At 47.4% G+C, this 24,404-nt stretch carries 20 protein-coding genes, 1 tRNA gene and 1 pseudogene; 7 read left to right on the top strand and 15 right to left on the bottom strand.

Annotation, left to right across the window (positions count from 1 at the left end):
- Positions 1-18: 18 nt before the first annotated feature.
- From BMW65_RS16175 to mgtE, 4 genes are all read right to left on the bottom strand, one after another.
- Positions 19-92, bottom strand: a tRNA-Asn gene (locus tag BMW65_RS16175).
- Positions 93-232: 140 nt separating this feature from the next.
- On the bottom strand, positions 233-1,315 hold the full coding sequence (locus tag BMW65_RS16180) for a WD40/YVTN/BNR-like repeat-containing protein (protein WP_090606957.1): 1,083 nt from the start codon (positions 1,313-1,315) through the stop codon (positions 233-235).
- Entirely contained in the window at positions 1,312-1,962 is a 651-nt protein-coding gene (locus BMW65_RS16185) for a hypothetical protein (protein ID WP_090606959.1), read from the bottom strand. Before BMW65_RS16185 ends, BMW65_RS16180 begins: the two co-directional genes overlap by 4 nt.
- On the bottom strand, positions 1,959-3,335 hold the full coding sequence (gene mgtE, locus BMW65_RS16190; RefSeq protein ID WP_090606960.1) for a magnesium transporter: 1,377 nt from the start codon (positions 3,333-3,335) through the stop codon (positions 1,959-1,961). Before mgtE ends, BMW65_RS16185 begins: the two co-directional genes overlap by 4 nt.
- Before the next feature lie 779 nt (positions 3,336-4,114).
- Between mgtE and BMW65_RS16195 the strand changes: the two genes are divergently transcribed.
- Positions 4,115-6,790, top strand: a complete 2,676-nt coding sequence (locus BMW65_RS16195) for a hypothetical protein (protein WP_143053908.1) — start codon at positions 4,115-4,117, stop codon at positions 6,788-6,790.
- Between the two features lie 24 nt (positions 6,791-6,814).
- On the opposite strand, the gene BMW65_RS16200 is transcribed toward BMW65_RS16195, so the two are convergent.
- From BMW65_RS16200 to sppA, 3 genes are all read right to left on the bottom strand, one after another.
- Entirely contained in the window at positions 6,815-8,005 is a 1,191-nt protein-coding gene (locus BMW65_RS16200) for a phosphoglycerate kinase (protein WP_090606963.1), read from the bottom strand.
- 76 nt (positions 8,006-8,081) lie between these two features.
- Positions 8,082-8,936 (bottom strand): hydroxymethylglutaryl-CoA lyase, encoded by an 855-nt coding sequence (locus BMW65_RS16205; RefSeq protein ID WP_090606965.1) that lies wholly within the window; start codon positions 8,934-8,936, stop codon positions 8,082-8,084.
- Positions 8,936-10,708 (bottom strand): signal peptide peptidase SppA, encoded by a 1,773-nt coding sequence (sppA, locus tag BMW65_RS16210; RefSeq protein ID WP_090606966.1) that lies wholly within the window; start codon positions 10,706-10,708, stop codon positions 8,936-8,938. Before sppA ends, BMW65_RS16205 begins: the two co-directional genes overlap by 1 nt.
- A 162-nt stretch (positions 10,709-10,870) precedes the next feature.
- Between sppA and folK the strand changes: the two genes are divergently transcribed.
- Positions 10,871-11,380: a 2-amino-4-hydroxy-6-hydroxymethyldihydropteridine diphosphokinase gene (folK, locus tag BMW65_RS16215; protein ID WP_090606968.1), complete on the top strand. Its 510-nt coding sequence runs from the start codon at positions 10,871-10,873 to the stop codon at positions 11,378-11,380.
- Positions 11,377-11,739, top strand: coding sequence for an Hpt domain-containing protein (locus BMW65_RS16220; RefSeq protein WP_090606969.1), 363 nt, complete (start codon positions 11,377-11,379; stop codon positions 11,737-11,739). Before folK ends, BMW65_RS16220 begins: the two co-directional genes overlap by 4 nt.
- Here the strand turns inward: BMW65_RS16220 and purS are convergent, their stop codons facing one another.
- From purS to rho, 3 genes are all read right to left on the bottom strand, one after another.
- Positions 11,740-11,991: a phosphoribosylformylglycinamidine synthase subunit PurS gene (purS, locus tag BMW65_RS16225; RefSeq protein ID WP_090606971.1), complete on the bottom strand. Its 252-nt coding sequence runs from the start codon at positions 11,989-11,991 to the stop codon at positions 11,740-11,742. It lies immediately after the preceding gene.
- Positions 11,992-12,061: 70 nt separating this feature from the next.
- Positions 12,062-12,739: a CDP-diacylglycerol--serine O-phosphatidyltransferase gene (pssA, locus tag BMW65_RS16230; RefSeq protein WP_090606973.1), complete on the bottom strand. Its 678-nt coding sequence runs from the start codon at positions 12,737-12,739 to the stop codon at positions 12,062-12,064.
- 45 nt (positions 12,740-12,784) lie between these two features.
- Positions 12,785-14,284 (bottom strand): transcription termination factor Rho, encoded by a 1,500-nt coding sequence (gene rho, locus BMW65_RS16235; protein WP_090606974.1) that lies wholly within the window; start codon positions 14,282-14,284, stop codon positions 12,785-12,787.
- A 418-nt stretch (positions 14,285-14,702) separates the two neighbouring features.
- Between rho and BMW65_RS16240 the strand changes: the two genes are divergently transcribed.
- The 3 genes and pseudogenes from BMW65_RS16240 to BMW65_RS16250 form a co-directional block, all read left to right on the top strand.
- Complete coding sequence (locus tag BMW65_RS16240) at positions 14,703-16,325, top strand: MFS transporter (protein ID WP_090606976.1); 1,623 nt, start codon at positions 14,703-14,705, stop codon at positions 16,323-16,325.
- Positions 16,326-16,473: 148 nt separating this feature from the next.
- Complete coding sequence (locus BMW65_RS16245; protein WP_090606977.1) at positions 16,474-17,328, top strand: N-acetylglucosamine kinase; 855 nt, start codon at positions 16,474-16,476, stop codon at positions 17,326-17,328.
- Positions 17,329-17,457: 129 nt separating this feature from the next.
- Positions 17,458-18,978, top strand: a pseudogene (locus BMW65_RS16250) (IS1182 family transposase); the annotation flags it as partial.
- A 249-nt stretch (positions 18,979-19,227) separates the two neighbouring features.
- On the opposite strand, the gene BMW65_RS16255 reads toward BMW65_RS16250, so the two are convergent.
- The 5 genes from BMW65_RS16255 to BMW65_RS16275 all read right to left on the bottom strand — a co-directional run bounded on the left by BMW65_RS16255 (position 19,228) and on the right by BMW65_RS16275 (position 22,598).
- Positions 19,228-19,911, bottom strand: a complete 684-nt coding sequence (locus BMW65_RS16255; RefSeq protein ID WP_090606979.1) for a metal-dependent hydrolase — start codon at positions 19,909-19,911, stop codon at positions 19,228-19,230.
- A 34-nt stretch (positions 19,912-19,945) separates the two neighbouring features.
- Positions 19,946-20,254: a YbaB/EbfC family nucleoid-associated protein gene (locus tag BMW65_RS16260; RefSeq protein ID WP_090606980.1), complete on the bottom strand. Its 309-nt coding sequence runs from the start codon at positions 20,252-20,254 to the stop codon at positions 19,946-19,948.
- 133 nt (positions 20,255-20,387) lie between these two features.
- Complete coding sequence (locus BMW65_RS16265; protein ID WP_090606982.1) at positions 20,388-20,858, bottom strand: DUF4199 domain-containing protein; 471 nt, start codon at positions 20,856-20,858, stop codon at positions 20,388-20,390.
- Between the two features lie 12 nt (positions 20,859-20,870).
- Positions 20,871-21,800 carry a hypothetical protein gene (locus BMW65_RS16270; RefSeq protein ID WP_143053909.1) on the bottom strand — a complete coding sequence of 310 codons (930 nt, stop codon included), beginning with the start codon at positions 21,798-21,800 and terminating at the stop codon, positions 20,871-20,873.
- Positions 21,801-21,893: 93 nt separating this feature from the next.
- The gene (locus BMW65_RS16275; protein WP_245747666.1) at positions 21,894-22,598 is read right to left on the bottom strand and encodes an O-methyltransferase; all 705 of its coding nucleotides are present in this window, start codon (positions 22,596-22,598) and stop codon (positions 21,894-21,896) included.
- 201 nt (positions 22,599-22,799) lie between these two features.
- Here BMW65_RS16275 and abc-f point away from each other — a divergent pair, with 201 nt between their 5' ends.
- Positions 22,800-24,389 (top strand): ribosomal protection-like ABC-F family protein, encoded by a 1,590-nt coding sequence (abc-f, locus tag BMW65_RS16280; RefSeq protein ID WP_090606984.1) that lies wholly within the window; start codon positions 22,800-22,802, stop codon positions 24,387-24,389.
- Positions 24,390-24,404 lie beyond the last annotated feature (15 nt).

The following is a 24,404-nucleotide window of genomic DNA, read 5'->3' on the forward strand; positions in this document are numbered from 1 at the left end:
TGTGAGGCTTTCTTGGGGCTCCTCAGGCTGGGCTCGAACCAGCGACCCTCTGATTAACAGTCAGATGCTCTAACCTACTGAGCTACTGAGGAGTGTTTCTGTATCCCCGTTTTCGGGACTGCAATATTCGGAACTTTCCCTCGAATAAACAAAAAATATTTTAAAAATTATATAACTCACTAACTATCAACCAGCACTCATTTATAAACAATACACCATGCTGCGCGACTCATTATTCCAACAGGTAATCGTAGGGATAAATGAGGATATCCCAACTGGCTCCACCATCATCCGTAATGAATAACTTATTCCAATCATATACAATTCCTTGCCGCTCATTGTAAAAGTCCATGGCCATGCCCGAAATATCTACGTCGTACGCTTGTGCATCCAACCGTAGCCAAGTTTGGCCACCATCGATACTTTTTGCTACCCCGTTTACCAACAAGGCATATACCACATCCGGAGATGCTGCATGGCATATGCTGATGCCATTGTCTCCGATTGACACTGGTGTGAATGAATCCCCACCATCAGCGGAAAGCAAGGCTTGTCCGGTTTGTGGATACACCAACAATCTGTCATCAGCTATCGCTTCGATGGATGGCTGATTAAGATTACCTAATGTTGCCCCAGCTGACCATACTTGCCCCCCGTTTACGGTCTTCAACACATGAACGCCCTTGGTTTCTCCATCTTGATCCGAATAAAGCAGCCAGCCGTCATCATGATTGGCAAAATCAGCTGTCAGCGCAATGGCCTTATCCCGTCTCAGCAGCAGCACACTCTTTTCCTCCCACAAATCCACGTGGTAAAGCAGCATCCGCCTGTCCATTCCAATGTTTTGCTGCGCTAGTAGCCATACTGAGCCGTCTGCGCCAACAAGCAATTGAACGACATGAACAGCGCCAAGTACGATGTCATCATCATCCACAATAGGCGTGTCATACGAAACCCACGTGACACCCATGTCACTTGAATATCGCAACACAAATGAAGCCCCTTCTGGCATGGCTTGCACCACCAAACCCTCGCCAAACCCGGTGACACCTTGCTCTCCTTGCCATGAATACGGATCAAAGCCAAAGGATTTGAACCTGTTGTATGTCGTAAATCTTCCCCCATCTGTGATCCCGCGGATTTGGCTGCGGCCATCCAACTGTGCATAAACAATCCGGTTGCCCTGTATCAAAGTACGGACATCTGGGTTCACAATGGGTTCCCTTGGATACAAATCTAACAAGGTGCCATCACCCTTACAGCTTACCAGTAAGGAACCTATCATGACCATTCCTATCGTCTTAGCTATTCTCATAACCTCACAGTTGCACCCAGGGAAAAATTGATGGTATTGAAATTAAAGCGGCGAGACGATGGCGTGATATAACCATCTACCCGATCCCCATCAATGACGTCGTTTGTCGCCTTCAGTCGGGGATTAAAAAACTCATAGCCAACTTTTAGGTAAAACTCCTGATATTGTATTCGCAATCCCGCTACCTGCGAAAAGCCCCATCCTTTCAGGTAATTATCCGAAAAGGAAACGTTCTCGCTGTCGCCCGTGGCCTCACTTTCCGCGTCATAGTTGGCCACCCAATTGAAATCAATGGCAAAGAAAGGGAAAAAAGTAGTCTGACCAATGTAAAACGCATCATAACTCGCCTGTCCACCCAGTCGTATGAAACGCAAATGCTCCGTGGTCCACTCATCCAATTCATTAAAGAACAGCTTGAATCCGGCCTGTGGCCGTAATCGAAGTCGGCCCTGATCCGCAAGCGAAAATGCCGGGCCAAGCGTCAAATTCATTCCGCCCGGAAAAACGGAACGCAGGGACGCATCGCCGAACCTTTCGACACCGCCTTCCATCTCCAGGAAAACCGGCAACCGCTCTTGCGCGGAAAGCTTGGCCATGGAAAAGAATAGCAATACCCATGCTAGCCGATATTTGGTGAAATGGCTCATAGTAAAATCCCCGTGAGGACAAGGGTAGCCACGGTAAAATAGATAATTAAGCCGGTCACATCAACCAGCGTAGACACAAACGGTGCCGATGAAGATGCAGGGTCGGCACCAAGCCTACGAAGGATAAAGGGCAGCATTGATCCCACCAATGAACCCCATAATACGACGCCGATAAGCGAGAAGCTTACCACAGTGCCTACGAGTAACCAGTACTCCCCATATGCATGTGAAAACGCTTGCCAAGTACACACGCGAATAAAACCCAGTGTGCCCAATATCAACCCCAGCAGCAAGCCGGAAAATATTTCGCGCCGCATCACCCGCCACCAATCAACCAAGGTAACCTCCCCCAAAGCCATGGCCTGTATAATCAATGTGGAGGCCTGCGAACCGCTATTTCCCCCACTGGAAAGAATCAATGGCATAAACAAAATCAAGATGGCACTCGCCAGTTGGCTTTCATAATGTTCGAGCACGGTGGCCGTAAGAAGCTGACCAAAAAACAGTACAATCAGCCATCCGGCCCGCTTTTTCACCAAGTGCAAGATGGATACGTCCAAATAGGGTTCATCCAGTGCTTCGGTACCCCCTATGCGCTGCATGTCCTCGGTATACTCTTCATTGGCCACCCAAAGAATGTCATCCACCGTGACGATACCCAGCATGATGCCTTGTCCATCTATAACAGGAAGCGCTACGCGGTTGTTCATCCGGAATACGTTGATGGCTTCCTCCTGAGGGTCATTGGCATTGAGAGCAATGAGTCGGTTGTCTATTAGATCTTCCACGGTGGCTTCCGGGTCGGCCAGCAGGATGTCCTTAATCCGGATATCATCCATAAGCTTGCCATCCTTGTCGATGACGTAGAGCACATCAATAGTCTCGGACGCCTTCCCATATTTGCGGATGTGGTGCAGCACACGAGTGATGTCCCAATGCTGTTTTACCGTAATGTAATCCGGTGTCATTAGCCGCCCCACACTATCCTCCGGGTATCCTAATAATGCCAGTGCTTCTTTACGGCCAGCTGGGGGCAGGAGGATAATCAATTGCTTCACCACGTCGCCCTTCAACTCACTAAAAAAAGCCGTCCGATCATCCGGCGGCATCTCATTGATAATTTCCGAAATCTTAGGTCCAGGGAGCCTCTTCAGGATCCGTTCTTGGGTGGGAAAATCCAGGATGCGGAATACATTTACCGCACGGTTAATACTCAGTGTTTCTATGAACGTCGCACCATGCTCCGGTAGTTCGTCAATCAGTGCCTCTACTTCCGAAATATTCAGCTCGTCAAGATATTCTTTAAGTTGCTGTTCGCTGCCTTCGGCCAAAAGCAATTCGGTTTGTTCTACCAGCGTATCCAGTTCGTCCATGGGCCCTCCTCAGTTTTAACGATATCCTACATCGGTGATTAAATTTGCTTGCAAAAGTCGGCTTTTTAAATGAAAAGAACGAACAAGTAAGCGTTAAAAAACCATAAAAGAAACCTCACAAAACAACACCTTACAATCCAGAAATACGACAACCTGTCAGCCTCAGTCATACGCGGTAAACCCGAGTTGATCCCCGCTAAATTTATTCGAGTTTTCCAATCAGATGGCCGCAACCACCGTGGCAGCCTTGGGAACATAGGGATAGCTTAGGATCACTGATAATTGCTGGTGGGGGATATCTCATACCACTTGCTGCCTCCTAGCATTTACTACCTCTTCCCAACTTGGACACTATCGATAATATTACCCAAAATTTGACGGAACTCAAAAAGATCGTGTACATTAGCGTACCCCTTATGTCATAAGAGTCATAAGAGATGGATTTGTAAATTAAAGGGCTTTTACACGGGTTTACACAACAAAAATTTAACAGAAATCCATACATATGTTGAATCATTAACAACTAAAAATCAGCTATTAACTAATTTAATATAAACTTTATCATTATTTAAAACTAACAAGCAAATATTCATTTTAGCCAAAAATATTAGTAAACTATTAACTGCTGTATGAATACACACAATTACATGCTTATAATCAAGTATTTAATATCAATAATATTATGTGTTTATTCACATATTACTTTTTCACAGGTTTTCAATACCGACCAATATCCACCAAGTGTAAAATGGAGGCAAATCAATACGGAAAATTTTCAATTGATATACCCTGCTGTTTTTGAAAATGGGGCACAGCAATTGGCCAGTGAGTTGGAGGCTTTGCGGGAGCGCGTGAGTGAAACATTGAGAAAGAAACCACGCAAGATTTCCATCATCTTGCAAAACCAAACGGTCGAATCCAACGGAAATGTACAGTTGGCTCCTCGCCGTTCAGAGTTTTATACAACCCCTCCGCAACAAAGCGATTTCCAGGATTGGCTGAATAACCTGGCCATTCACGAGCTTCGGCACGTTGTACAGTTTGACAAATTGACAGGCTATCTCCGCGCACCTTTTTTCGAGCAGCTGGCGCTTGCCATCTACGGTGCCAACCTGCCTTCTTGGTTTTTTGAAGGTGACGCCGTGGTAACGGAAACCAAGCTATCCAACGCTGGCCGAGGACGCCTCCCCTCCTGGGAAATGCCTTTCCGTACAAACCTTATCAGTGGTGCAACATACAGCTATCAGAAAGATTATTTGGGATCGTTAAAAAACGTTACACCGGGTTTCTACGAACTCGGTTATTTCCTGACATTGCAACTCGAAAAGGAGTACGGTCCAGCCATTGTCGACAGCCTCATGACGCGCATGGCCAAGCTACCCATCCGCCCCTATAACTTTAGCAATTCGCTCAAGAAATTCACCGGCTATAATACCCGTCAATGGCATGAAAAGACCCAGGGAGAACTAACCCTGAAGTGGGAGCAGCAGCTGGCTGAAAATGCCCCGGTGGATTACTCGGTATTCCCACGCAAGGATGTGGGCAAACCCATGAGCTGGCTGCTGCCACGGGCGTTGCCCGATGGCCGTATTATCGCCCTTCACCAAAACGTGCAGCGGGTGCCTGCTATTGTTATATTGGATACCGCAGGTTGGCAACGCGAGGTGGTAAAAACCGGGCGGCAGGCCGAGCCCCATTTTTCATATGCTGCCGGAAAGGTCGTGTGGGACGAGATACGGCGGGACAGCCGTTATGGCAAGCGTACCTACAACGTCATCAATTGCTATGATTTAGAGACGCAATCTTACAAACAACTCACACGTAAAAGCCGCTACTTCTCCCCCGCACTAAATCCTGACGCAAAGCAGGTCGTCACCGTGGCCGTATCGGAAGACAACACGATGAGCCTCGTATTGCTCAACACCGAAACTGGCCACGCCATTGCCCGGTTCCCGTCTCCCGGAAACATCCAGTTGCAAACACCTGCTTTCGATGAGACCGGCACGAAGGTTGTCGTGACCGGTATATCCCGCCAGGGTGCAGCGTTGATGGAATTGGACATCTCTTCGGCCACATACCGCATGGTACTCAACTGGCAGGCCCAGCAACTCGAACGACCGAGCTATGCAAACGATCGGATCATCTTCAAGGCGCACTACAATGGCATCGACAACCTTTATGCGCTGGACACCTCGGCCAACACCATCTACCAACTTACCAACGTCCGTTTCGGGGCATTCAACCCATCATTTGATGCCCGGAACAACCAAGTCTGGTTCAATAATTATCAGCTGGATGGATACCGAATCAGTAGGCTGCAATCCGGCACCTCGTACCACAGCCATTTTAAGCCACCACAACGCCCCGAGGACGTTTTTGCGAACAACGACACTATACAAGCCGAGAAATGGGCTTCAACGCCTTATAAAGGACTGAAAAATATCATCAACTTCCACAGCTTATCAGTAGACAATGACAATTTCGACAATCTTGATGACATTAAGCCCGGTGTATATTGGCTCTCGGACGACCTTTTGAATACCACACAACTTCGTTTGGGTTATATTTATGACGGGGATATCCGCAGCAGCGAGTACCTCGCCTCGGTAACTTACCAACGTTTTTTCCCAAAGTTTTCGTTGGAACATTCCAATCGGGGGCAAGTGGGCGCCGCAAGGGTGACATCAAATGGCCAGGAAAATATAGTCGGCCTGCGATGGCGTGAAAACGTCACAACGTTGACCATGGATATCCCTTTGGTATTCTACCGCCTCAACCACGTGGTGACCACCGGATTCAGCACGGCCACTTCCTATACGCAGCGTTATGGCTTAAGCGACCCGCAGTTTCAAAGCCGCTTCATCGACCGCATTCAATTCCCGATGCACTACCAGCTTTACTTTAATCACAACGCCCGGCAAGGCACGCTGGATCTCGCCCCGCGTTGGGGGCAGCAATTCAGTGTTACCTATCGGCATTTCCCTTTTGATAGCCGGATTTCAGGGGAGTTACTGTCTTTTCGCACAGCGTTCTATTTCCCGGGATTGTGGCGCAACCATTCGCTGCTTGCCAGGTTCAATTACCAGCTGCGCAATGGCACATACCAAATGGCAAACGACATCCCCTTGGTAAGCGGCTATGACCAATTACATCCCCTACCGGTGGACAACACGTTGTTATTCAATTACCGGTTTCCGATCGCTTATCCCGATTGGTCCATTGGGCCCTTGGCCTATATCAAGCGCTTTAAAGGTGGTTTTTTTGCGGATTTCCAAAATGTACGGGCTGGGAATACCTTCCAGCCACGGACATTCGGCATTGAATTCAGGTCGGATATGAACCTATTGCGTTACTACTTGCCCAATTTTGACATTGGCGTCAAACTAATCTACGCCAACGAAACAAACCCGAGGCAACGCATTTTCGCGACCTATAGTATTGGGTATAGTTACTAAAAAAACGGCTTTCGCCGTTTTTTATTATTCATTTATGGCCTTCACGCCCGGAAGTTCTTTGCCTTCCATATATTCCAATAATGCACCGCCACCGGTGCTTACATAGCTTACATGCTCTGTCATACCGAATTTGCTAACCGCTGCGGCTGAATCACCACCGCCAATCAGCGAGAAAGCACCCCGCTCAGTAGCCGCCACTACGGCATCCGCCACTGCTTTAGTGCCCTTGGCGAATTTATCCATTTCGAATACGCCCATCGGGCCGTTCCATAGAATCGTGTTGGAGGCCATGATGACCTGTGCAAAATGTTCACCCGATTCCTTCCCGATGTCCAATCCCATTTTGTCGGCCGGAATCTGGTCATTGGGGCCGTCATAAGCCGGGGAATCCGGCGCAAATTCATCTGCAATCTGTGAATCCGTGGGCAACACCAGATTGACGCCCTTCTCCTGTGCTTTCTTCACCAAATCATTGGCCAAATCCAACTTATCCAGTTCCACCAATGATTTGCCTATCTCGCCACCACGCGCTTTTACGAAGGTATACGCCATGCCACCACCGATGATCAAGTTATCCACCTTGTCCAGCAGCGCCTCAATGAGCTCAAGTTTATCAGACACCTTAGCCCCGCCCATGATGGCGGTAAATGGGCGTTGGGGATTGTTCAATACTTTTTCGGCATTGCCTACTTCGGCAGCCATCAAGTATCCGAAATATTTGGCATCGGGGAAAAATTGCGCAATCACCGCTGTAGAAGCATGCGCACGGTGCGCCGTACCGAATGCATCGTTGACATATACATCGCCGAGTTTAGCCAGGTTTTCTGCAAAGACTTTATCCCCTTTTTCTTCCTCTTTATAAAAACGCAGGTTTTCTAAAAGCAGTACATCACCCGGCTTCAGCGCCGCTGCTTTTGCAAAGGCTTCTTCACCGATGCAATCGCTGGCAAACTGCACATCTACACCCAATACGCCGGAGAGGTGGCCAACGATATGCTTCAGGGAGAATTTATCCGAGGGGCCATCCTTGGGTCTGCCGAGATGCGACATTAAAATCACAGCGCCGCCATCGTTCAAAATCTTTTTGATCGTAGGTGCTGCCCCTTGGATACGATTGTCATCAGTGATGTTGTACTGCTCATCAAGTGGGACGTTGAAGTCCACCCGTATAAGCGCTTTCTTACCGGAAAAATCTAAACTGTCTATGGTTTTCATATGTTAACTATTCGAGTTACTTGGGTAACAAAGCTACTATAAGTATTGGCAAAAGTTAAAGAATTTATGTGTTTTTTCATCCAAACACCTCGGTGCTATACCGCATGGCCTCAGCCCAGGCGTCCATATTCAAGCGGCTATCCATCCCTCGCTCGTACAACACTTGCAGTAGCATCTCGGTAGCAATGTTGCCCGTAAGCTTATCTGCTGCCATGGGGCATCCCCCCAACCCACGCAACGCCGTATCAAACCGTCTGCAGCCGACATCCAAGGCGGCATGTAGCTTATCGCGGCTGGCAGCTGGCGTGCTATGCAAATGCAGCCCCAGCTCCACGCCTGGAAAAGCTTCAGAAAGGTAGGTATATAACGCTGCGATACTTGCCGGCGTGGAACTGCCCACGGTATCGGCCAAGGCAAGGTGCCTTATTCCCAAGGCGATCAGCTGGCCGGCATAATCGGCTACAATAGCCGGACTCCAGGCATCCCCGTAGGGGTTGCCGAAGCCCATGGAAAGGTATGCAAGTGGGATTTTTCCATTGACGTGACATATTGCCACTACCTGTTTTACAGTAGCCAATGCCTGGGTGATGGTACTGTTTGTATTGCGTAGCTGAAAGGTCTCGGATACAGCGAAGGGAAACCCCAATACACCTATGGTTTCATGTCGTACCGCGGCCTCTGCCCCACGTACATTAGCCACGATTGCCAACAGTTGCGTCGTACCGGATGCGGTATCCAACAGATCGAGCACCTCAGCGGTGTCACGCAATTGGGGAATGGCCTTGGGCGATACGAAGCTACCGAAATCCAAGCACTGGAAACCTACATCCAGCAACAGCTGGATATACTTCGCTTTGACAGCCGTTGGAATGAAACGGTGCATTCCCTGCATGGCATCGCGTGGGCATTCGGTGATCGCGACATTTCCCATCAATAGATTTCCAATTCAAAAGGAAGCCGGGCCTGTATGCCCCGTAGTTGGATCGCTTCCTTCACCTGCTCATAATACCGGTACTGTTCACCAAGCTCACGTTTACCAAACCATGTCCCAACCCGGTCGGTGGTATTGACCAACAGGGATTCAAAGGGATTTTTGATGGCCGGATAAGTGACTATCCGGTAGTCCCCCAACCCCGCTTTGCTTGCCGCAGCAGCAATGGCATCTTCGATACTCCCCAGGCGGTCTACCAATCCAATGGCCAACGCCTGCTGTCCGCTCCAGACACGCCCTTGCCCGATGCTATCCACTTGTGCCTTGGATAAACCCCGGCCATCTGCCACCCGTTGCAAAAACGTATCATATATCCGCTCAACTTCCAATTGAAGGATATTGCGCTCATCCGCAGTGAGCGGACGATCAAACGTCGTCAGCATATCCGCGTATTTACTTGTTTTCACCCCGTCGTAGGTAATGCCCAGCTTATCATTGTACAAGCCTTGCAGATTGGGTATCAAACCAAAGACGCCGATAGAACCCGTTATCGTATTGGGTTGGGCAAAAATGGAATCGGCCGCCGCCGCAATGTAGTAGCCCCCCGAAGCAGCCACATCGCCCATGGAGACGATAATCGGTTTTTCCTGCTTCAACAATTCGACCTCCCGCCAAATTACGTCGGACGCCAGCGCACTACCACCCGGTGAATTGACACGGAATACGACCGCCTTCACCTTGTCATCGCGGCGCACCCTGCGCAATTCGCGCGAAATCCGTTCCGAACCGATAATCTCGTCACCGCCCTCACCGCCGACTATTTCGCCTACGGCATAGACGACGGCTATGCGGTCACGCATGGACGATCCTGCCAGTTGCGTTTTTGGCTTATATTTGGTAAGCGTTATCGCACTAATGTCTTTATCCTGGGAGATTTCCAGCAAGCCCTTCAACTCACTGAGGATCTCATCCTTATATTTCTTGCCATCGGCCAATCCATGGTTCACGGCATCATCTGCGTTGCGCACGGCATACTGATCAGCAATGGCACGCAACGAATCGGGGTTCAGCTTCCGGCTTGCTGCAATCTCGCTGATGAAATGATCGTAAATACTGCCTATGAACGACGCCACCTGCTCACGGTTGGCATCACTCATCTTGCCCAGCGTATACGGTTCCACTGCACTTTTATACGTACCCACCTTGACCACCTGAGTTTCAATACCCAACTTATCAAATGTCCCTTTCAGGAACATGGTCTGAGAAGCTAGCCCCCTGAAATCGAGCGTCCCTTCAGGATTGACGTAAACCCGGTCTGCCGTAGAGGCCAAATAATACGCCCGCTGTGTATATAACTCACTGTAAGCCACAACAAACTTGCCCGATTCCTTGAAATCCAACAACGCATCACGGATTTCCTGCAACGAAGCAAAATTGGCTGAAATCACAGAAAGATCCAGGTAGATGCCCTTAATATGGTCATCGTCCTTAGCGGCTTTTATGCGTTTCAGTATGTCATCCAATCCTAGGTTTTTAGTAAAAACGAATCCCGGCACGTCGATTCCATCAAAGGGATCCGGGATTGTACGCTCGGTAAGCTCATATTTTAAATCGATGATAAGCAATGCGTTGTCAGGTACGACGACGTCCTTATCGGCGCTTATGGAATTGATAATCCCACCGATAATAATTAAACCGACAACAAACAACAGGACAACTGACAGGATGATACCCGTCACCGTAGCAAGTACATATTTGAAAAATGATTTCATCTTCACGTTATTCTTGTGTCAAACTTAGCCAAACTTGGCCGCATATGCAAACAGCGCCCTTTGGCAAACTGTTGATTTGACCATCCAATGGAAAGATAGTTACAATTGCTGATCTTTTCACTACTTTTGCCAAGTAGGGCCTAATAATAGCAGTTTTTGAACATGTCAATACCGGTTGTAGCAAACGCATATCTTTTATTGGGTACGAATATGGGCGATAGGATCACGCTATTGCAGCAGGCGTACCATGAAATTGCAGGCGATATCGGAGATATTATCAATATGTCCTCCATCTACGAGACCGCAGCTTGGGGAAATAAAGACCAGCCTGATTACCTTAATCAAGTCGTGGCGGTGGCCACGCTGCTTCAACCACTCCCATTGTTGGAAAAAATCAATGCCATCGAGAAAAAAATGGGTCGCCAACGTATTAAGAAATGGGAACCCAGACCAATAGATATTGATATTTTGTGGTATGCCGACCAAATCATTAATGAGGCCCACCTACAAGTGCCCCATCCCCACTTGCCCAACCGCAGATTCGCCTTGATGCCCTTACAGGAAATCGCGCCATTGCTCATCCATCCCCTGTCAAAAAAAACAGTCACCGAAATGCTGAACCATACCCCCGACCATTTGCCCGTACACCTTTATAAACATAAACACATATGAACAACATGAATTTTGAGCAAGCCAATATGGACTACCTGGAAGACCTATCCGGGGGCAACACCCAGCTCATCAAAGAAATTCTTGAGCTCTTCATCAAACAAACACCCCCTGACATTGAGCTCCTTGGGTCTTATATCCAGCAGAACGACTGGGAGAAAGTCTATAGGCAGGCACACCATATCAAACCGACACTGGCCTATGTAGGTGCAAATGGTATGCGCCAAGAACTCCAGGAAATAGAAAGTCTTGCCAAAAATGGGCAAGACCTCGATTTGATACCAGAAAAGTTTGATGTATTGTTGCCCAGGTTGGCAACACTCTACAATGAACTAAAAACGTATTTGAAAACGTTAGATTGATTATATCGCCTTGATTTCAAAATCATAACTTTCCATAATCAAGTTGGCCAGCAGTTTTTTGCATGCCTCATCCACCTTTTGACGGGCGGCCTCTTCGTCAGGCGCATCCACTTCCAACGTGATATGCTTGCCAATTCTCACATTGCTGATTTCGGTAAGGCCCAAGTTTTTCATGCTACCGGTTACCGCTTTTCCTTGGGGATCCAAGATTTCCTTTAGGGGCATCACATCGATTTCTGCCAAAAAATTCATACACGTAACTAATTTAAAGGCCATGCGCACATCCGCAAAAACTTGTGAAACCAAGCTATTTACGGAGATTTCATGCCGTTTGCTTAAAATGGATATAAGAAAATAAAAAATACAGTACCAGCACTGCCGGGACAGCCGCAAAGTTAAGTAAACCAACCAATACTGCGCTCAAAATAATAAAAATGAATTTCCAGCGATTCTTCTGCCAAGACAACGAATCTAATTTCAAGGAAAATAATCGGATATTGCTTACCAGCAACAGGTTCGTCACCACGATGCTGCTTATTAAAAAAACAGGATGGTAAACGATATCGCTGTAAGATGTCCCGATAAATGGCAGCGATATCACATAAAATGCATTCATTGGGGTATTGAGTCCAACAAAATCAGTTGATTGGCGCTCATCGATATTAAATTTGGCCAGGCGGAGCGCTGAAAATATCGTGACTATAAATCCAAGATACGGAAAATAACCACTTGCCGGAAGCGCCACATGTAGCATGTGGTAGAGTACAGATCCGGGTATAAGACCGAAGCTCACCACATCTGCCAATGAATCCAGCTCTTTGCCCATGGGCGATTTTACATGTAATGCACGCGCTACCAACCCATCAAAAAAATCGAAAATCCCCGATAGAATGACACAATATGCCGCCACCTCAGGCTGGCCATCCAACGCATACGAAACCCCAACACAACCACTGAAAAGATTCAGGCAGGTAATGAAGTTGGGCAGGTGCTTTTTCATGGTGGATGGCTGTAACATGTTGTGGTGCTACAGCCATTAGTATGTTTAACCGTTCATACTGATCAGGAACTCTTCGTTGGATTTAGTTCCCCGCATTTGAGCCAACAGGAATTCCATCGCCTCGGTCGAATTCATATCCGCAAGGTGGTTGCGCAATACCCATATCCGCTGAAGGGTTTCACGGTCATTGAGCAAATCGTCCCTACGTGTACTTGACGCGATAAGATCAATAGCTGGGAATATCCGTTTGTTGGACAGTTTGCGATCCAATTGCAGCTCCATATTGCCAGTTCCCTTGAATTCTTCGAAAATCACCTCGTCCATTTTGGATCCGGTATCAATCAAAGCTGTGGCTAATATCGTCAGCGATCCGCCGTGTTCAATATTACGCGCCGCGCCAAAGAAACGTTTAGGTTTGTGAAGTGCATTGGCATCCACACCACCCGATAAGATTTTTCCCGAAGCTGGTGCTACCGTGTTGTAGGCACGTGCCAAACGCGTGATGGAATCCAATAAGATGACCACATCGTGCCCACACTCGACCATACGTTTCGCTTTTTCCAACACGATGTTGGCGATTTTAACGTGTCTTTCGGCAGGTTCGTCAAAGGTAGAGGATACCACTTCCGCCCTTACGCTCCGCGCCATATCCGTTACCTCTTCCGGACGCTCGTCAATTAAGAGAATAATCAGGTAGACCTCGGGGTGATTCTTGGCAATAGCATTGGCCACATCTTTGAGCAACATGGTCTTACCGGTTTTAGGCTGGGCCACGATCAAGCCGCGTTGTCCTTTACCGATAGGTGTAAATAAATCCATGATTCGGGTGGAGTGATTACCCGTGCCTGTAAAGAGTTTCAAACGCTCCGTGGGAAACAACGGGGTAAGGAAATCGAAAGGCACGCGATCACGTACGTCTGCAGGATTTTGCCCATTGATGGCCTCTACCCTTACCAGAGGAAAATATTTTTCACCTTCTTTCGGAGGGCGGATGCTCCCACGGACGGTATCGCCTGTTTTAAGTCCAAAAAGTTTAATTTGGGACTGCGAAACATAAATATCATCGGGAGAAGTCAGGTAGTTGTAATCGGACGAACGAAGAAAACCATAGCCATCGGGCATGATTTCCAATACGCCTTCATTCACGATGACATTATCAAAATCAAGGCTTGTCGTAGGCCCCTCGATTTTGCTTCCGTTGGTTGGTTTCTGTGCTTGGGATTGATCCACGCGAGATTCGTTGGTTGCTGGCACAGCGCTTTCCCGCACCTCGCTTGAATACTCTTCCTTTGTGCTTCTGACACTGATGGGTTCTACGGCTTTCACCGTACGTACACGTTTCCGCGGCCTATCGTCCACTTCTTTCTCTTCATTGGCAGCCTCGGCTTCTTCTTGCGAGGCCTTCCTGGCCTCCTCTTCACCTGTTTCTACAATCTTGCTAACCAGCTCTTGTTTTCGAAGTTTATCTGCATCTGGAATGCCAATTAGCCTCGCTATCTCACGAAGTTCGGATACGAGCTTCGCGTTCAATTCATTAATATTCATCAACTAAAATATAATAATATAAGGATTTTTATAATAAATAAGGATTTTGCTGTTTTACACAGAAATTTATCCACCTCGCCAACCGCGCATCTTTAAATAACAATGATTCAGCATTTTGGTCTTCAGAAATCAAAGATTTTCGATGAAGTGTTAGGATAAATTTTGAGAATACAGCGCAAAGTAAAGGAATACATTTGGATTTTCAAAAAATATTTAAAAATAAAAAACGCCAACCAAAAGCAACACCCTCACCTATGCCATCAGACGCACGCCCTATAGATACAAAAAGTAATATGCTGTCTATCAATTGGGTGAAATGAATTCGTATAGGTGATAACATAAAAATACTCAAAAAGTTTGAATTATTGCTGGCAAAACCCCTATGTTAGTCGAAATTTTCGGCTTACCTTATTAATATATGACAACTGCATCCAATAAAAACTATGCGTCAGCACTGTATTCGTTGACGATGGTATTTTTCTTTTGGGGATTTTTGGCTGGGGCCAACGGCGTATTTATTCCATTCTGTAAATCGCATTTCAACCTTACGCAATTTGAATCACAATTGATCGATTCATCATTTTACGGCGCCTACTACATTGGTTCCTTATTGCTGTACCTCTACTCAAGCCGCGTGGGATATGATTTCCTAAACCGGATAGGGTATAAAAAAGGCATCATCTATGGGCTACTGATATCGGTGGTCGGCGCGGTCGGCATGATTCCTGCCGTAAACAGCACACAATATATTTTCATATTGATGGCCTTCTTTGTGATTGCTTTAGGATTTTCATTGCAACAGACGGCCGCAAACCCCTTTGCGGTAGCATTGGGAGATCCGGCTACTGGTGCGCACCGCCTAAGCCTCGCTGGCGGGATCAATTCATTTGGCACCACCATCGGCCCTATCATCATCACACTTATCCTGTTTGGTACCGTGGTCGCTACACCGGACCAAGTAGCCAATGCACCTATTAGCTCCATCAACATTTTATACATCATCCTCGCTGGCGTATTTCTACTGGTTGCTGGATTTTTTGCCATCAAAAACATGCCCAGGGTTACTTCCGATGAAGAACCTGAACGCAGCAATAAACTCACCAAAGCGTTGCTGGCCATTTCGATTTCACTGCTCGTATTGATCATCATCGGTTTTACACTCCCGGAAAGCTTCGGACATGGCAGCACATTGGCGCTACTCGTCATCGCTTTGCTCATGGTAGTCACCATCTTGTTTCGCTCAAACAATGCCGCGCAAAAAGATGGCAGCGGTTGGGGAGCGATGAAATATCCGCAACTTACTTTAGGAATGTTGGCTATTTTCGTCTACGTAGGCGTAGAAGTAACGATACAAAGCAACCTTGGTGCCTTATTAAAGACCCCTGAATTCGGGGGGTACGACGAATCCCAGATTTCACATTTCATTTCCCTATATTGGGGAAGCCTGATGATTGGCCGCTGGATGGGAGCCGTCACCGTTTTTAAGATGAGCAAGCGTATGCGCACGCTACTGAGTGTCGCCGTTCCTTACCTGGCCTTTGCGGCAATATTAACAGTAAACCGCATCAGTGGCCGCGATGTATCCGATTTATATATTTATGCAATCTGCATCGCTGTCATGATAGCCGCCAATTTCTGGGCGCAGGCAAAACCAGCAAAACTACTGATGGCACTGGGCATTCTGGGTATTATGACCATGTTAATTGGCCTGCATACCGATGGGAAAATCGGCATATTCGCCTTCATAAGCGGGGGGCTCGTCTGTTCTATCATGTGGCCAAGTATCTTCGCGCTCAGCATCACGGGCCTTGGAAAGTATACCAGCCAGGGGTCAGCGCTACTCATCATGATGATTCTGGGCGGGGCCATTATCCCTCCATTACAAGGCAGCATTGCCGATGTCTTGCATAATATCCATTTGTCATACTGGGTTCCGGTAGCCTGTTTTGCTTATTTGGCATTCTTTGCCTGGAAAGTATCAGGCATACTCAAGAAGCAGGGATACGATATCGAAAATATTAATACCGAAGGTGGTCATTAAAGCGTAATTTATTAAGCCGACAGTAAAAGATTTTTGAAATAAGCAGGACGATAATCTTTTTTTTTCAGGGAAAACTGTATTTTCGGCGCGTACAATTTTGGATGGACATCATTTAACTAAAAAATACCAACGAACTAAGACCCAACAAATGATTATTATTGCAGACGGAGGATCAACCAAAACCAATTGGTGCTTGCTGGATAACGCTGGAAAAAAAGTGTATTTTAACACAGAAGGCTACAACCCGTATTTCGTGAATAGCGAATACATCGTAAATTCGCTCAAAAAGGGACTCCCAAAAGATTTACCGTATGACCAAATAGCGGAAGTAAATTACTATGGCGCTGGCGTACACAATGAAGAAAAAGCCAGTGTGGTAGTCGAAGCACTCAAACAGGTATTTGTCAATTCCCACGTATTTGTAGGCCATGATTTGTTGGCTGCTGCAAGGGCTTTGCTTGGTGACCAAGCTGGGTTTGCAGCAATCTTGGGTACAGGTACCAACACGTGTATATATAATGGCAAAGAAATCGTACAAAATATCGATTCGGCTGCCTATATTTTGGGCGACGAGGGCAGTGGTTGTTATATTGGCAAAAAATTGCTCACCGACTATATCCGCGGATATATGCCCGAAGATGTACGCGAAATATTCTGGGATACTTATAAACTGACGCCTGATGAAGTAATGGATGCCGTATATACAAAACCGTTGGCAAACCGTTTTTGTGCGAGCTTCAGCAAATTTGTATATGACGTCACTGTGAACATCAATTATGCACGCGGTATTGTACAAACTTCTTTTGATGACTTTTTCCGCAACCTCGTATCCCACTATCCAGACTACCAAAGCTATACCTTTAACTGTATTGGTTCGGTAGGATACAATTTCCGCAATGTATTGGAAGAAAAAGCCATTCATTATGGTATGACGGTAGGCCGAATCGTTCGTTCACCGATCGATGATTTGGTACAATACCACATCAACCACGCTGCACAATAAATCCAAAATCACCTTATCACGCAGAAGGGGCTGTCTAAAAAGTCCCGTTGAAGAAAATCCCCGTCGATAAGGCGGGGATTTTTATTGTTTGTCCTGAAGATTTGTTATCTTTAGGTGCACCCAAACAACATGGCAAACATACTATTCAAACCGCTTCCGTCCAACAGTCCGGGCCTTTTTCGGGAAGATATTTTCGACAGGATACCATCTGACCATCCTGTTCGTCTCGTTAACCAGGTTGTTGACGGACTGGACATTTCCCACCTCATATCGCAGTATAAGGGAGGGGGCGCGACGAGTTTTCATCCGAGGATGTTGGTTAAGGTGTTGTTTTACAGCTACCTGAGCAACATTTATTCATGCAGGAAGATAGAGAAAGCCCTACAGGAGAACATCCATTTCATGTGGTTGTCGGGCAATAGCACGCCGGATTTCCGGACGATCAATTATTTCCGGGGCAAGCGGCTGAAGGGGCATATCCAAACGCTTTTTGCGGATGTGGTACGGATGCTGCAGGAACTGGGCTATGTCAGTCTGGATATCCAGTACATAGACGGCACGAAGATCGAGTCGGCGGCGGGCCGCTATACGTTCGTATGGAAGGGTTCGGTGGAGAAGAACAAGGCGAAGCTGGAAGCGAAGATCGCCTCGGTGCTGGCCGATATCGAATGCCAGATCAAGGCTGACGGTTCGACGATGAACAACCCCGGCACGGCAAAGCCCATCGACAGCAGGGAACTGAAGGAGAAGCTCTCGGAGCTCAACAATAAACTGAAAGACACGGGGAAAACCACCCAAAAGCAGCTCAGGAAACTACAGGAAGAACATCTCCCGCGTCTTGAGAAGTATGAACAGCAGCTGGAAACACTCGGGGATCGCAACAGCTACAGCAAAACCGATACGGATGCCACCTTCATGCGGCTCAAGGATGACCACATGCAGAACGGGCAGCTGAAACCGGCCTACAATGCGCAGATCAGTACCGAGCAGCAGTTCATCACCCATTGCAGCATCCACCAAACGGCGGGTGACACCACCACGCTGGAAGGCCACCTGGAGGGTTTCGGGCAGCAATACGGCACACCGGGCAAAGAGGTGGTGGCCGATTCGGGATACGGCAGCGAGGAAAACTACGAGCTGCTGGAAACCAGGGGCATAACGGCATTCGTCAAATACAATTACTTCCACAGGGAGCAGAAACGAAGCCACAGGAACAACCCGTTTCTGCAGCCGAACCTGTTCTACAACAAGGAAGAAGACTTCTATGTATGCCCGATGGGACAGCGGATGGAGAAGTACAGACAGGGCAAAAAGGTAAGCGGCAACGGGTATGTGTCGCAGATAAGTTTTTACCGTGCAAAAAGGTGCGAAGGCTGCCCGCTGCGGGGGATGTGCCATGACAGCGGGGAGGACCGCATAATCATGGTCAACCACAGGCTGAATGAACTGAGGAACAAAGCACGGGAGCTGCTGACATCCCAGCGCGGGCTGATGCACCGGAGCAAAAGGCCCATCGAACCGGAGGCCGCTTTCGCACAGCTCAAAAGCAACAACAACTTCAACAGGTTCACCCTGAAAGGACTCGCGGGTGTCGGTATCGAGTTTGCCCTCATGGCCATCGGGCACAACCTGAGGAAAATGGCGGCAAAGGCCAAAAACAGTGAAAACAACGGCCCGGACAACCCCTTTAACCCGGCCTACGTAAGGATATATCCGCTATGGTGGAATAACAACACCAGGATTGGACAGGCCGCATAGAAAATAATCCCAACCCGAAATATCCGCCCAAGTCAACACCAAGTCCGACAAAATAAAAAGAGGCTGCCTTTTTAGACAGCCCCTTCTGCGTGATGGGCTTACATCTAATTTGCCCTCAATATAAAGCTTATTAATATAATATTAGAGCACTAGCTCATCACCTATGCCTAGTAAATAAAGGTTGAGCCCCGCATCTGCAAATTGCTGCTTGGCCGCTTCCGTGTCAATGGCAATGGGCGGGAAGGTATTATAATGGATACCAATGATGTTTTTGCAATTGATGAACTGGCTGGCTACAATGGCGTCGTCTACGTCCATGGTAAAATGCCCGCCAATTGGTAAAAAAGCCCAATCAAGCCCCACGTGCTCCAGCAGTTTCATCTCCATTGTCAATCCGGTATCTCCGGCGAAGTATATCTTTTTTCCACCGCTTCGGAGCACATAACCTGCCGGGACACCGGCGTATTGCCCATCAGGAGCAGCATTGGTATGTAAAGCGTACACCATCTTGACGCTTCCAAAATCTGTCTGCACGGTACCACCAAAATTGAACGGGATAATGTCCGGTTCCGGGATACCTTGGCGATTAGCCCACATTGCCGTTTCTACCACAGCCATTACCTTGGCACCACTATTTTTCTGTATAGCCGCCACGTCTGCCACATGGTCTTCATGTGCATGGCTTAGGATAATGTAATCTGGTTTTAAGCTCTTGATGTCGATTTTCTCGGCTTTCGGGTTCGGGCTGATGAAGGGATCGAACAGTACGGTCGTGGCATCCAAATGGAGTGCTACGCTGGAGTGTCCATAATAAATTGCTTTCATGATTATGCTTGTTGATTAATGATTGATAAATGCGTTAGGATTGGCCAAACAATCCACCAAGCCCGCCCAGCATGTCTTTGGTGGCCGCTTGCATCTCCGTCTGGCTGATGTTGTCCGCTTGCCGCATGGCATGGTTGATGGCTATGGCAAGCAGTTCTTCCAGTTCTTCTTTGCCGGCATTGGATAGGAATACCTGATCAATGTTCACTTCAGTGACTTCCTTGTTGGCCGTGGCGACAACCTTGATTAGCCCTCCTTCGGCTTCCCCTATCACGGTAATATTGTCCAACCGCTTCTTGATTTCCTCGGCTTTCTGACGAGCCTCAACTAATTTGTCAAACATGGCTATCCGATTTTTGTGTCCGCTAAAATACAGAATCCGCTATAAATACAGAAGGCGACGTTGCTTCCCTCAGGACACCCCGCTGTATCGGCACCCACCCACTTAAGGAAACGGAAATAAAGCAGGTTTTGTTTTACCTTTTCTGCTGTGCGGCGATGATGGCGATAACCAAAGAAATTACGATGCCGACTAGCGTTGTAGATAGGGAGGCTATCAACACGTATACCGGCAATGAAAATCGCTGTGCGGCCAGCGCGGCTTGCATCCCCTTGTTTTCAACGGAAAAACGTTCCATATTACTTAAAAAAGCGGGATTGATAAACGTACAGAAGACATACCACACCAAAGGACATAAAAGCATGACGACCAACGTGATGCCTAGCCCTCTTTCAAAGGCTTTCCGAAAACCCACCCGGCCATCAGACCAATCAACGCCATCATAAATACCTCGATAAATGATGTAGACCGATGGTATAGCAAAGAAATAAGACAGGTATTCGTAATAACGGATATATCGGTCATGGAGGCCAATCAGCCATTCGGCCATCGCCCAGAGGAAAATGGCCAATGCAAAAAGCATCCCGTACCGAACCGCATGCATCATATCCCTGATCTTTTATGACGTCTTGCCCTGCACCCGTAGGTAGACCACGCTGCTATGCGGTAGACCCAAGGTACTAGCCGGCGTGATGTCCAAAAGGTTCTGAAGATAGACATCAATGACACCGGAAAGGACTCTCCGTCTGGATTCCTCGAATTCGGGCATCACGAAAAACTTGCCTAAATGCAATTTTCCATCCGGCCCTACCAACATCGAGAAGGTATAACTAAAATCTTTATACGCCTTATGGATGACAATGTCATATTCCGGGTACAGGTATTCGTAAGCCGACGACTGATTCATCATTTCAAGGCTATCATATTGTTTGCGCTTGATCTCCAGCATTGGGCTTGTGCTGACCAACTTGGGATAATTTTTGGAAGAATATGAACTGTCTACACTTTCAGGATTCCGATTGGCCCGCTGCACCATTTTTTGTACAAACAAGGTGTCGTACCTATGCGGCTTACGCAGTTCGGCCAACGGTGTCTTCAATTGGCTAAGGTAGTCCTTTGAATAAAACCGCATATAGACATTGGAGCGTATCTTATTCACTTTAAGCCCATCGAGGCTTAGGCGCTGAAGCATGATGCTATCCGGATGCAAGTCGACCACCTTCCAGCTCTCCCTTGCAAAATGAAAGAATGAATCGTGATCATGGGTAATCTGAAAGTTAAAGGAGGAATCGCTGCCCGGCACATAGATTTGGACGGCGTCCTCGCGGGTAAACTTGATATGCCACTCAGGCTCCTGCACGAAGCCAATAGAATCATAGGCCAATCCATTGTCAAATGACCGCCGCACTTCATAAAAATCAATCCCAACTATCGGGGCAAAAGAAGGTCTTCTGGGATCACCGTCACTTTCTACTTCGCCAGAACAACTCCAAAAATAATAACATATCAGAATAAAAAAGATGCCACTTGGTAATAAACTACTCGTCATTCGCATGGGATGCTAACCTACTATAAATACCAGTAATATCCAACAAATTTTACTGTTACATTGGCAGGCATACATAAAAACGATAAACCAGGCCTATTTTTTCTGGCTAATGGCGATGCCCGAACCGCTCGACCGCTCGACCACCGTTTCATAACCGGAAAGATTATTGACGAACTCCATATATTCCCGTATTCCACTAATGTTTTGAAGCACATTGTGGGCAGCGAAACGGCCCCCGCTCTTGAGCTTGGGGTCTGTATCCCGGAAATATTGGATATACCAATCTTTATCCGCATCCGAAAAGGCAAAATCCAAAGGTCCCTCCACGGTTTTGACCAGCTGGTGTGCATCGCCCAGTCTGAAGTCTACCACATCGGCTAATCCGACTGCTTTGATGTTTTCTATCGCCTGTTTTTGCCGGTTTTCATCGATTTCGATGGTGACCAGTTTGCCCCCTGTTTTGCTGAGCGCCCAAGCTATCCAGATGGTGGAATGTCCCGTAGAAGTGCCTATTTCCAATGCTGACTGATAATTATTCGCCACGATAAGATCGTGCAACACCTGACCATCTTCGTAGGGCACATTGAGATCGTGCCACCGTTGCCGGCTTTCTTCCAAAAAGATTGCTACCCTTTTATCCCGTTCACGTTGATTAGTATCCTGGGCAGCACATTCTGCCACCACACCTAATAACAGGATGCTCGAAAAGACCACATTGATTTGAACAAGCGCCTTCATGGTAATCGGTGTTTTCATCAAAAACACCTGACGTGCCGGATTTGTTTGCTGGCCGGACATGTCTTTTCCACTTTTGAATATATCGGTGAGGCCGGCATCGGCACAAGAGAAAATAAGCAGTTGTGAAAAAAGGAATAATTTACTTATTTTTGCAGCACAGATAAAATTCCTTTATGTAAGATATCATTTCTTTCGGACAAAATTAACCAGCGGACCCCACGGTGGTCGGCGATAGTTATTGATCGTTCATAGAAAGAAATTATGCTTATTCTTCAACACCTATCATACATTCATCCCAATAAAGATCTGCTGTTTGACAACATCAATCTTTATGTAAATAATCACGACAAAGTAGCTTTAATTGGCAACAATGGCTTCGGTAAGTCCACGCTCCTAAAAATCATTGCAGGCGAACTACAACCCGCCGGAGGACGGCTGTCTTTGGATACGGAACCCTACTATGTGCCTCAAGTTTTCGGGCAGTACAATCAGATGACCGTAGCACAAGCATTGCGGGTAGCTGATAAGTTGGGTGCCTTACAGGAGATCCTCAATGGCAACGCTACCGAAGAAAACATGGAGCTATTGGATGACGACTGGACGGTTGGGGAACGTTGTGACGAGGCCCTTGCGTATTGGCAACTAACGGGCGTAGACTTGGCGCAAAAGATGGAAACCTTAAGCGGAGGACAGAAAACGAGGGTTTTTCTTGCAGGGATCATCGTCCATCGGCCCACCTTGATTTTGCTGGACGAACCCAGCAATCATTTGGATCGGGCTGGGAGGCAATTGCTTTATCATTTTATCCGCACCACTTCCAGCACGTTGCTCATCGTCAGCCATGACCGGAAGCTATTAAGCCTCTTGGACACGGTCTGTGAATTAGGCAAGCAGGGTATCACCGTTTATGGCGGCAATTATGATTTTTATGCCGAACAGAAAGAGCATGCAAGCAACGCGTTGAGCCAGGACATCAGAAGCAAAGAAAAAGCGCTACGGAAAGCAAAGGAAAAAGAGCGGGAAACGCTGGAACGACAGCAGAAGCTGGACGCACGGGGTAAACAGAAGCAGGAGAAGGCCGGCGTTGCCCGCATTATGATGAACACGCTCAGGAACAGCGCGGAAAAAAGTACTTCCAAAATCAAAGGCGTGCATGCCGAAAGAATTGGAAGCATCACGCAGGAGCTTCACGAGCTTCGTTCGGGATTGCCCGATCTGGACAAAATGCGATTTGGCTTTGATAACACTTCCTTGCACAAAGGCAAAGTGCTATGCTCGGCCGTTGCTATCAATTACCACTATGGTCATCAATGGCTATGGCAAGAAAATTTAAGTTTTCAACTAACAAGCGGTGAGCGGATAGCGCTAAACGGCCCAAATGGGTCGGGTAAAACCACCCTCATAAAACTTATACTGGGTGAGTTGGAACCTGCAATAGGAAGCATTTCCCGGGCAACTGGCCGGACGGTGTATATTGACCAGGATTATTCATTGATCGACAATCGATCTCGTGTTTACGAACTGGCTCAGCGATTCAATGCCACGGCCCTGCAGGAACATGAAATAAAAATCAGGCTCAACCGGTTTCTATTTCCGAAAGCAGATTGGGATAAACCCTGTGGGGCATTGAGCGGCGGGGAAAAAATGCGGCTGATGCTTTGCTGCTTGACTATTGGCAACCAATCGCCGGACATCATTGTGCTGGACGAGCCGACGAATAACCTGGACATCCAGAACATCGAAATATTAACCGCCGCCATCAATGAATATGAAGGAACTGTCATCGTGGTGTCCCACGATGACCATTTCCTACAACAAATCCGTGTCGAGCGCATGATTTCACTGGATTAATCATTAATATAAAAT

Source organism: Parapedobacter koreensis, from assembly GCF_900109365.1.
GTDB classification, from domain to species: domain Bacteria; phylum Bacteroidota; class Bacteroidia; order Sphingobacteriales; family Sphingobacteriaceae; genus Parapedobacter; species Parapedobacter koreensis.

Excerpts from the sequence above, each read along its gene's own strand:
- BMW65_RS16220 (WP_090606969.1), top strand. The coding sequence starts at position 11,377 with ATGAACAACATGAATTTTGAGCAAGCCAATATGGACTACCTGGAAGAC.
- BMW65_RS16270 (WP_143053909.1), bottom strand. The coding sequence starts at position 21,800 with ATGACGAGTAGTTTATTACCAAGTGGCATCTTTTTTATTCTGATATGT.
- BMW65_RS16205 (WP_090606965.1), bottom strand. The coding sequence starts at position 8,936 with ATGGGAAATGTCGCGATCACCGAATGCCCACGCGATGCCATGCAGGGA.
- BMW65_RS16275 (WP_245747666.1), bottom strand. The coding sequence starts at position 22,598 with ATGTCCGGCCAGCAAACAAATCCGGCACGTCAGGTGTTTTTGATGAAA.
- BMW65_RS16185 (WP_090606959.1), bottom strand. The coding sequence starts at position 1,962 with ATGAGCCATTTCACCAAATATCGGCTAGCATGGGTATTGCTATTCTTT.
- sppA (WP_090606966.1), bottom strand. The coding sequence starts at position 10,708 with ATGAAATCATTTTTCAAATATGTACTTGCTACGGTGACGGGTATCATC.
- BMW65_RS16180 (WP_090606957.1), bottom strand. The coding sequence starts at position 1,315 with ATGAGAATAGCTAAGACGATAGGAATGGTCATGATAGGTTCCTTACTG.
- folK (WP_090606968.1), top strand. The coding sequence starts at position 10,871 with ATGTCAATACCGGTTGTAGCAAACGCATATCTTTTATTGGGTACGAAT.
- rho (WP_090606974.1), bottom strand. The coding sequence starts at position 14,284 with ATGAATATTAATGAATTGAACGCGAAGCTCGTATCCGAACTTCGTGAG.
- BMW65_RS16260 (WP_090606980.1), bottom strand. The coding sequence starts at position 20,254 with ATGTTTGACAAATTAGTTGAGGCTCGTCAGAAAGCCGAGGAAATCAAG.
- BMW65_RS16240 (WP_090606976.1), top strand. The coding sequence starts at position 14,703 with ATGACAACTGCATCCAATAAAAACTATGCGTCAGCACTGTATTCGTTG.
- BMW65_RS16265 (WP_090606982.1), bottom strand. The coding sequence starts at position 20,858 with ATGATGCATGCGGTTCGGTACGGGATGCTTTTTGCATTGGCCATTTTC.
- BMW65_RS16245 (WP_090606977.1), top strand. The coding sequence starts at position 16,474 with ATGATTATTATTGCAGACGGAGGATCAACCAAAACCAATTGGTGCTTG.
- BMW65_RS16200 (WP_090606963.1), bottom strand. The coding sequence starts at position 8,005 with ATGAAAACCATAGACAGTTTAGATTTTTCCGGTAAGAAAGCGCTTATA.
- abc-f (WP_090606984.1), top strand. The coding sequence starts at position 22,800 with ATGCTTATTCTTCAACACCTATCATACATTCATCCCAATAAAGATCTG.
- mgtE (WP_090606960.1), bottom strand. The coding sequence starts at position 3,335 with ATGGACGAACTGGATACGCTGGTAGAACAAACCGAATTGCTTTTGGCC.
- pssA (WP_090606973.1), bottom strand. The coding sequence starts at position 12,739 with ATGAAAAAGCACCTGCCCAACTTCATTACCTGCCTGAATCTTTTCAGT.
- purS (WP_090606971.1), bottom strand. The coding sequence starts at position 11,991 with ATGAATTTTTTGGCAGAAATCGATGTGATGCCCCTAAAGGAAATCTTG.
- BMW65_RS16255 (WP_090606979.1), bottom strand. The coding sequence starts at position 19,911 with ATGAAAGCAATTTATTATGGACACTCCAGCGTAGCACTCCATTTGGAT.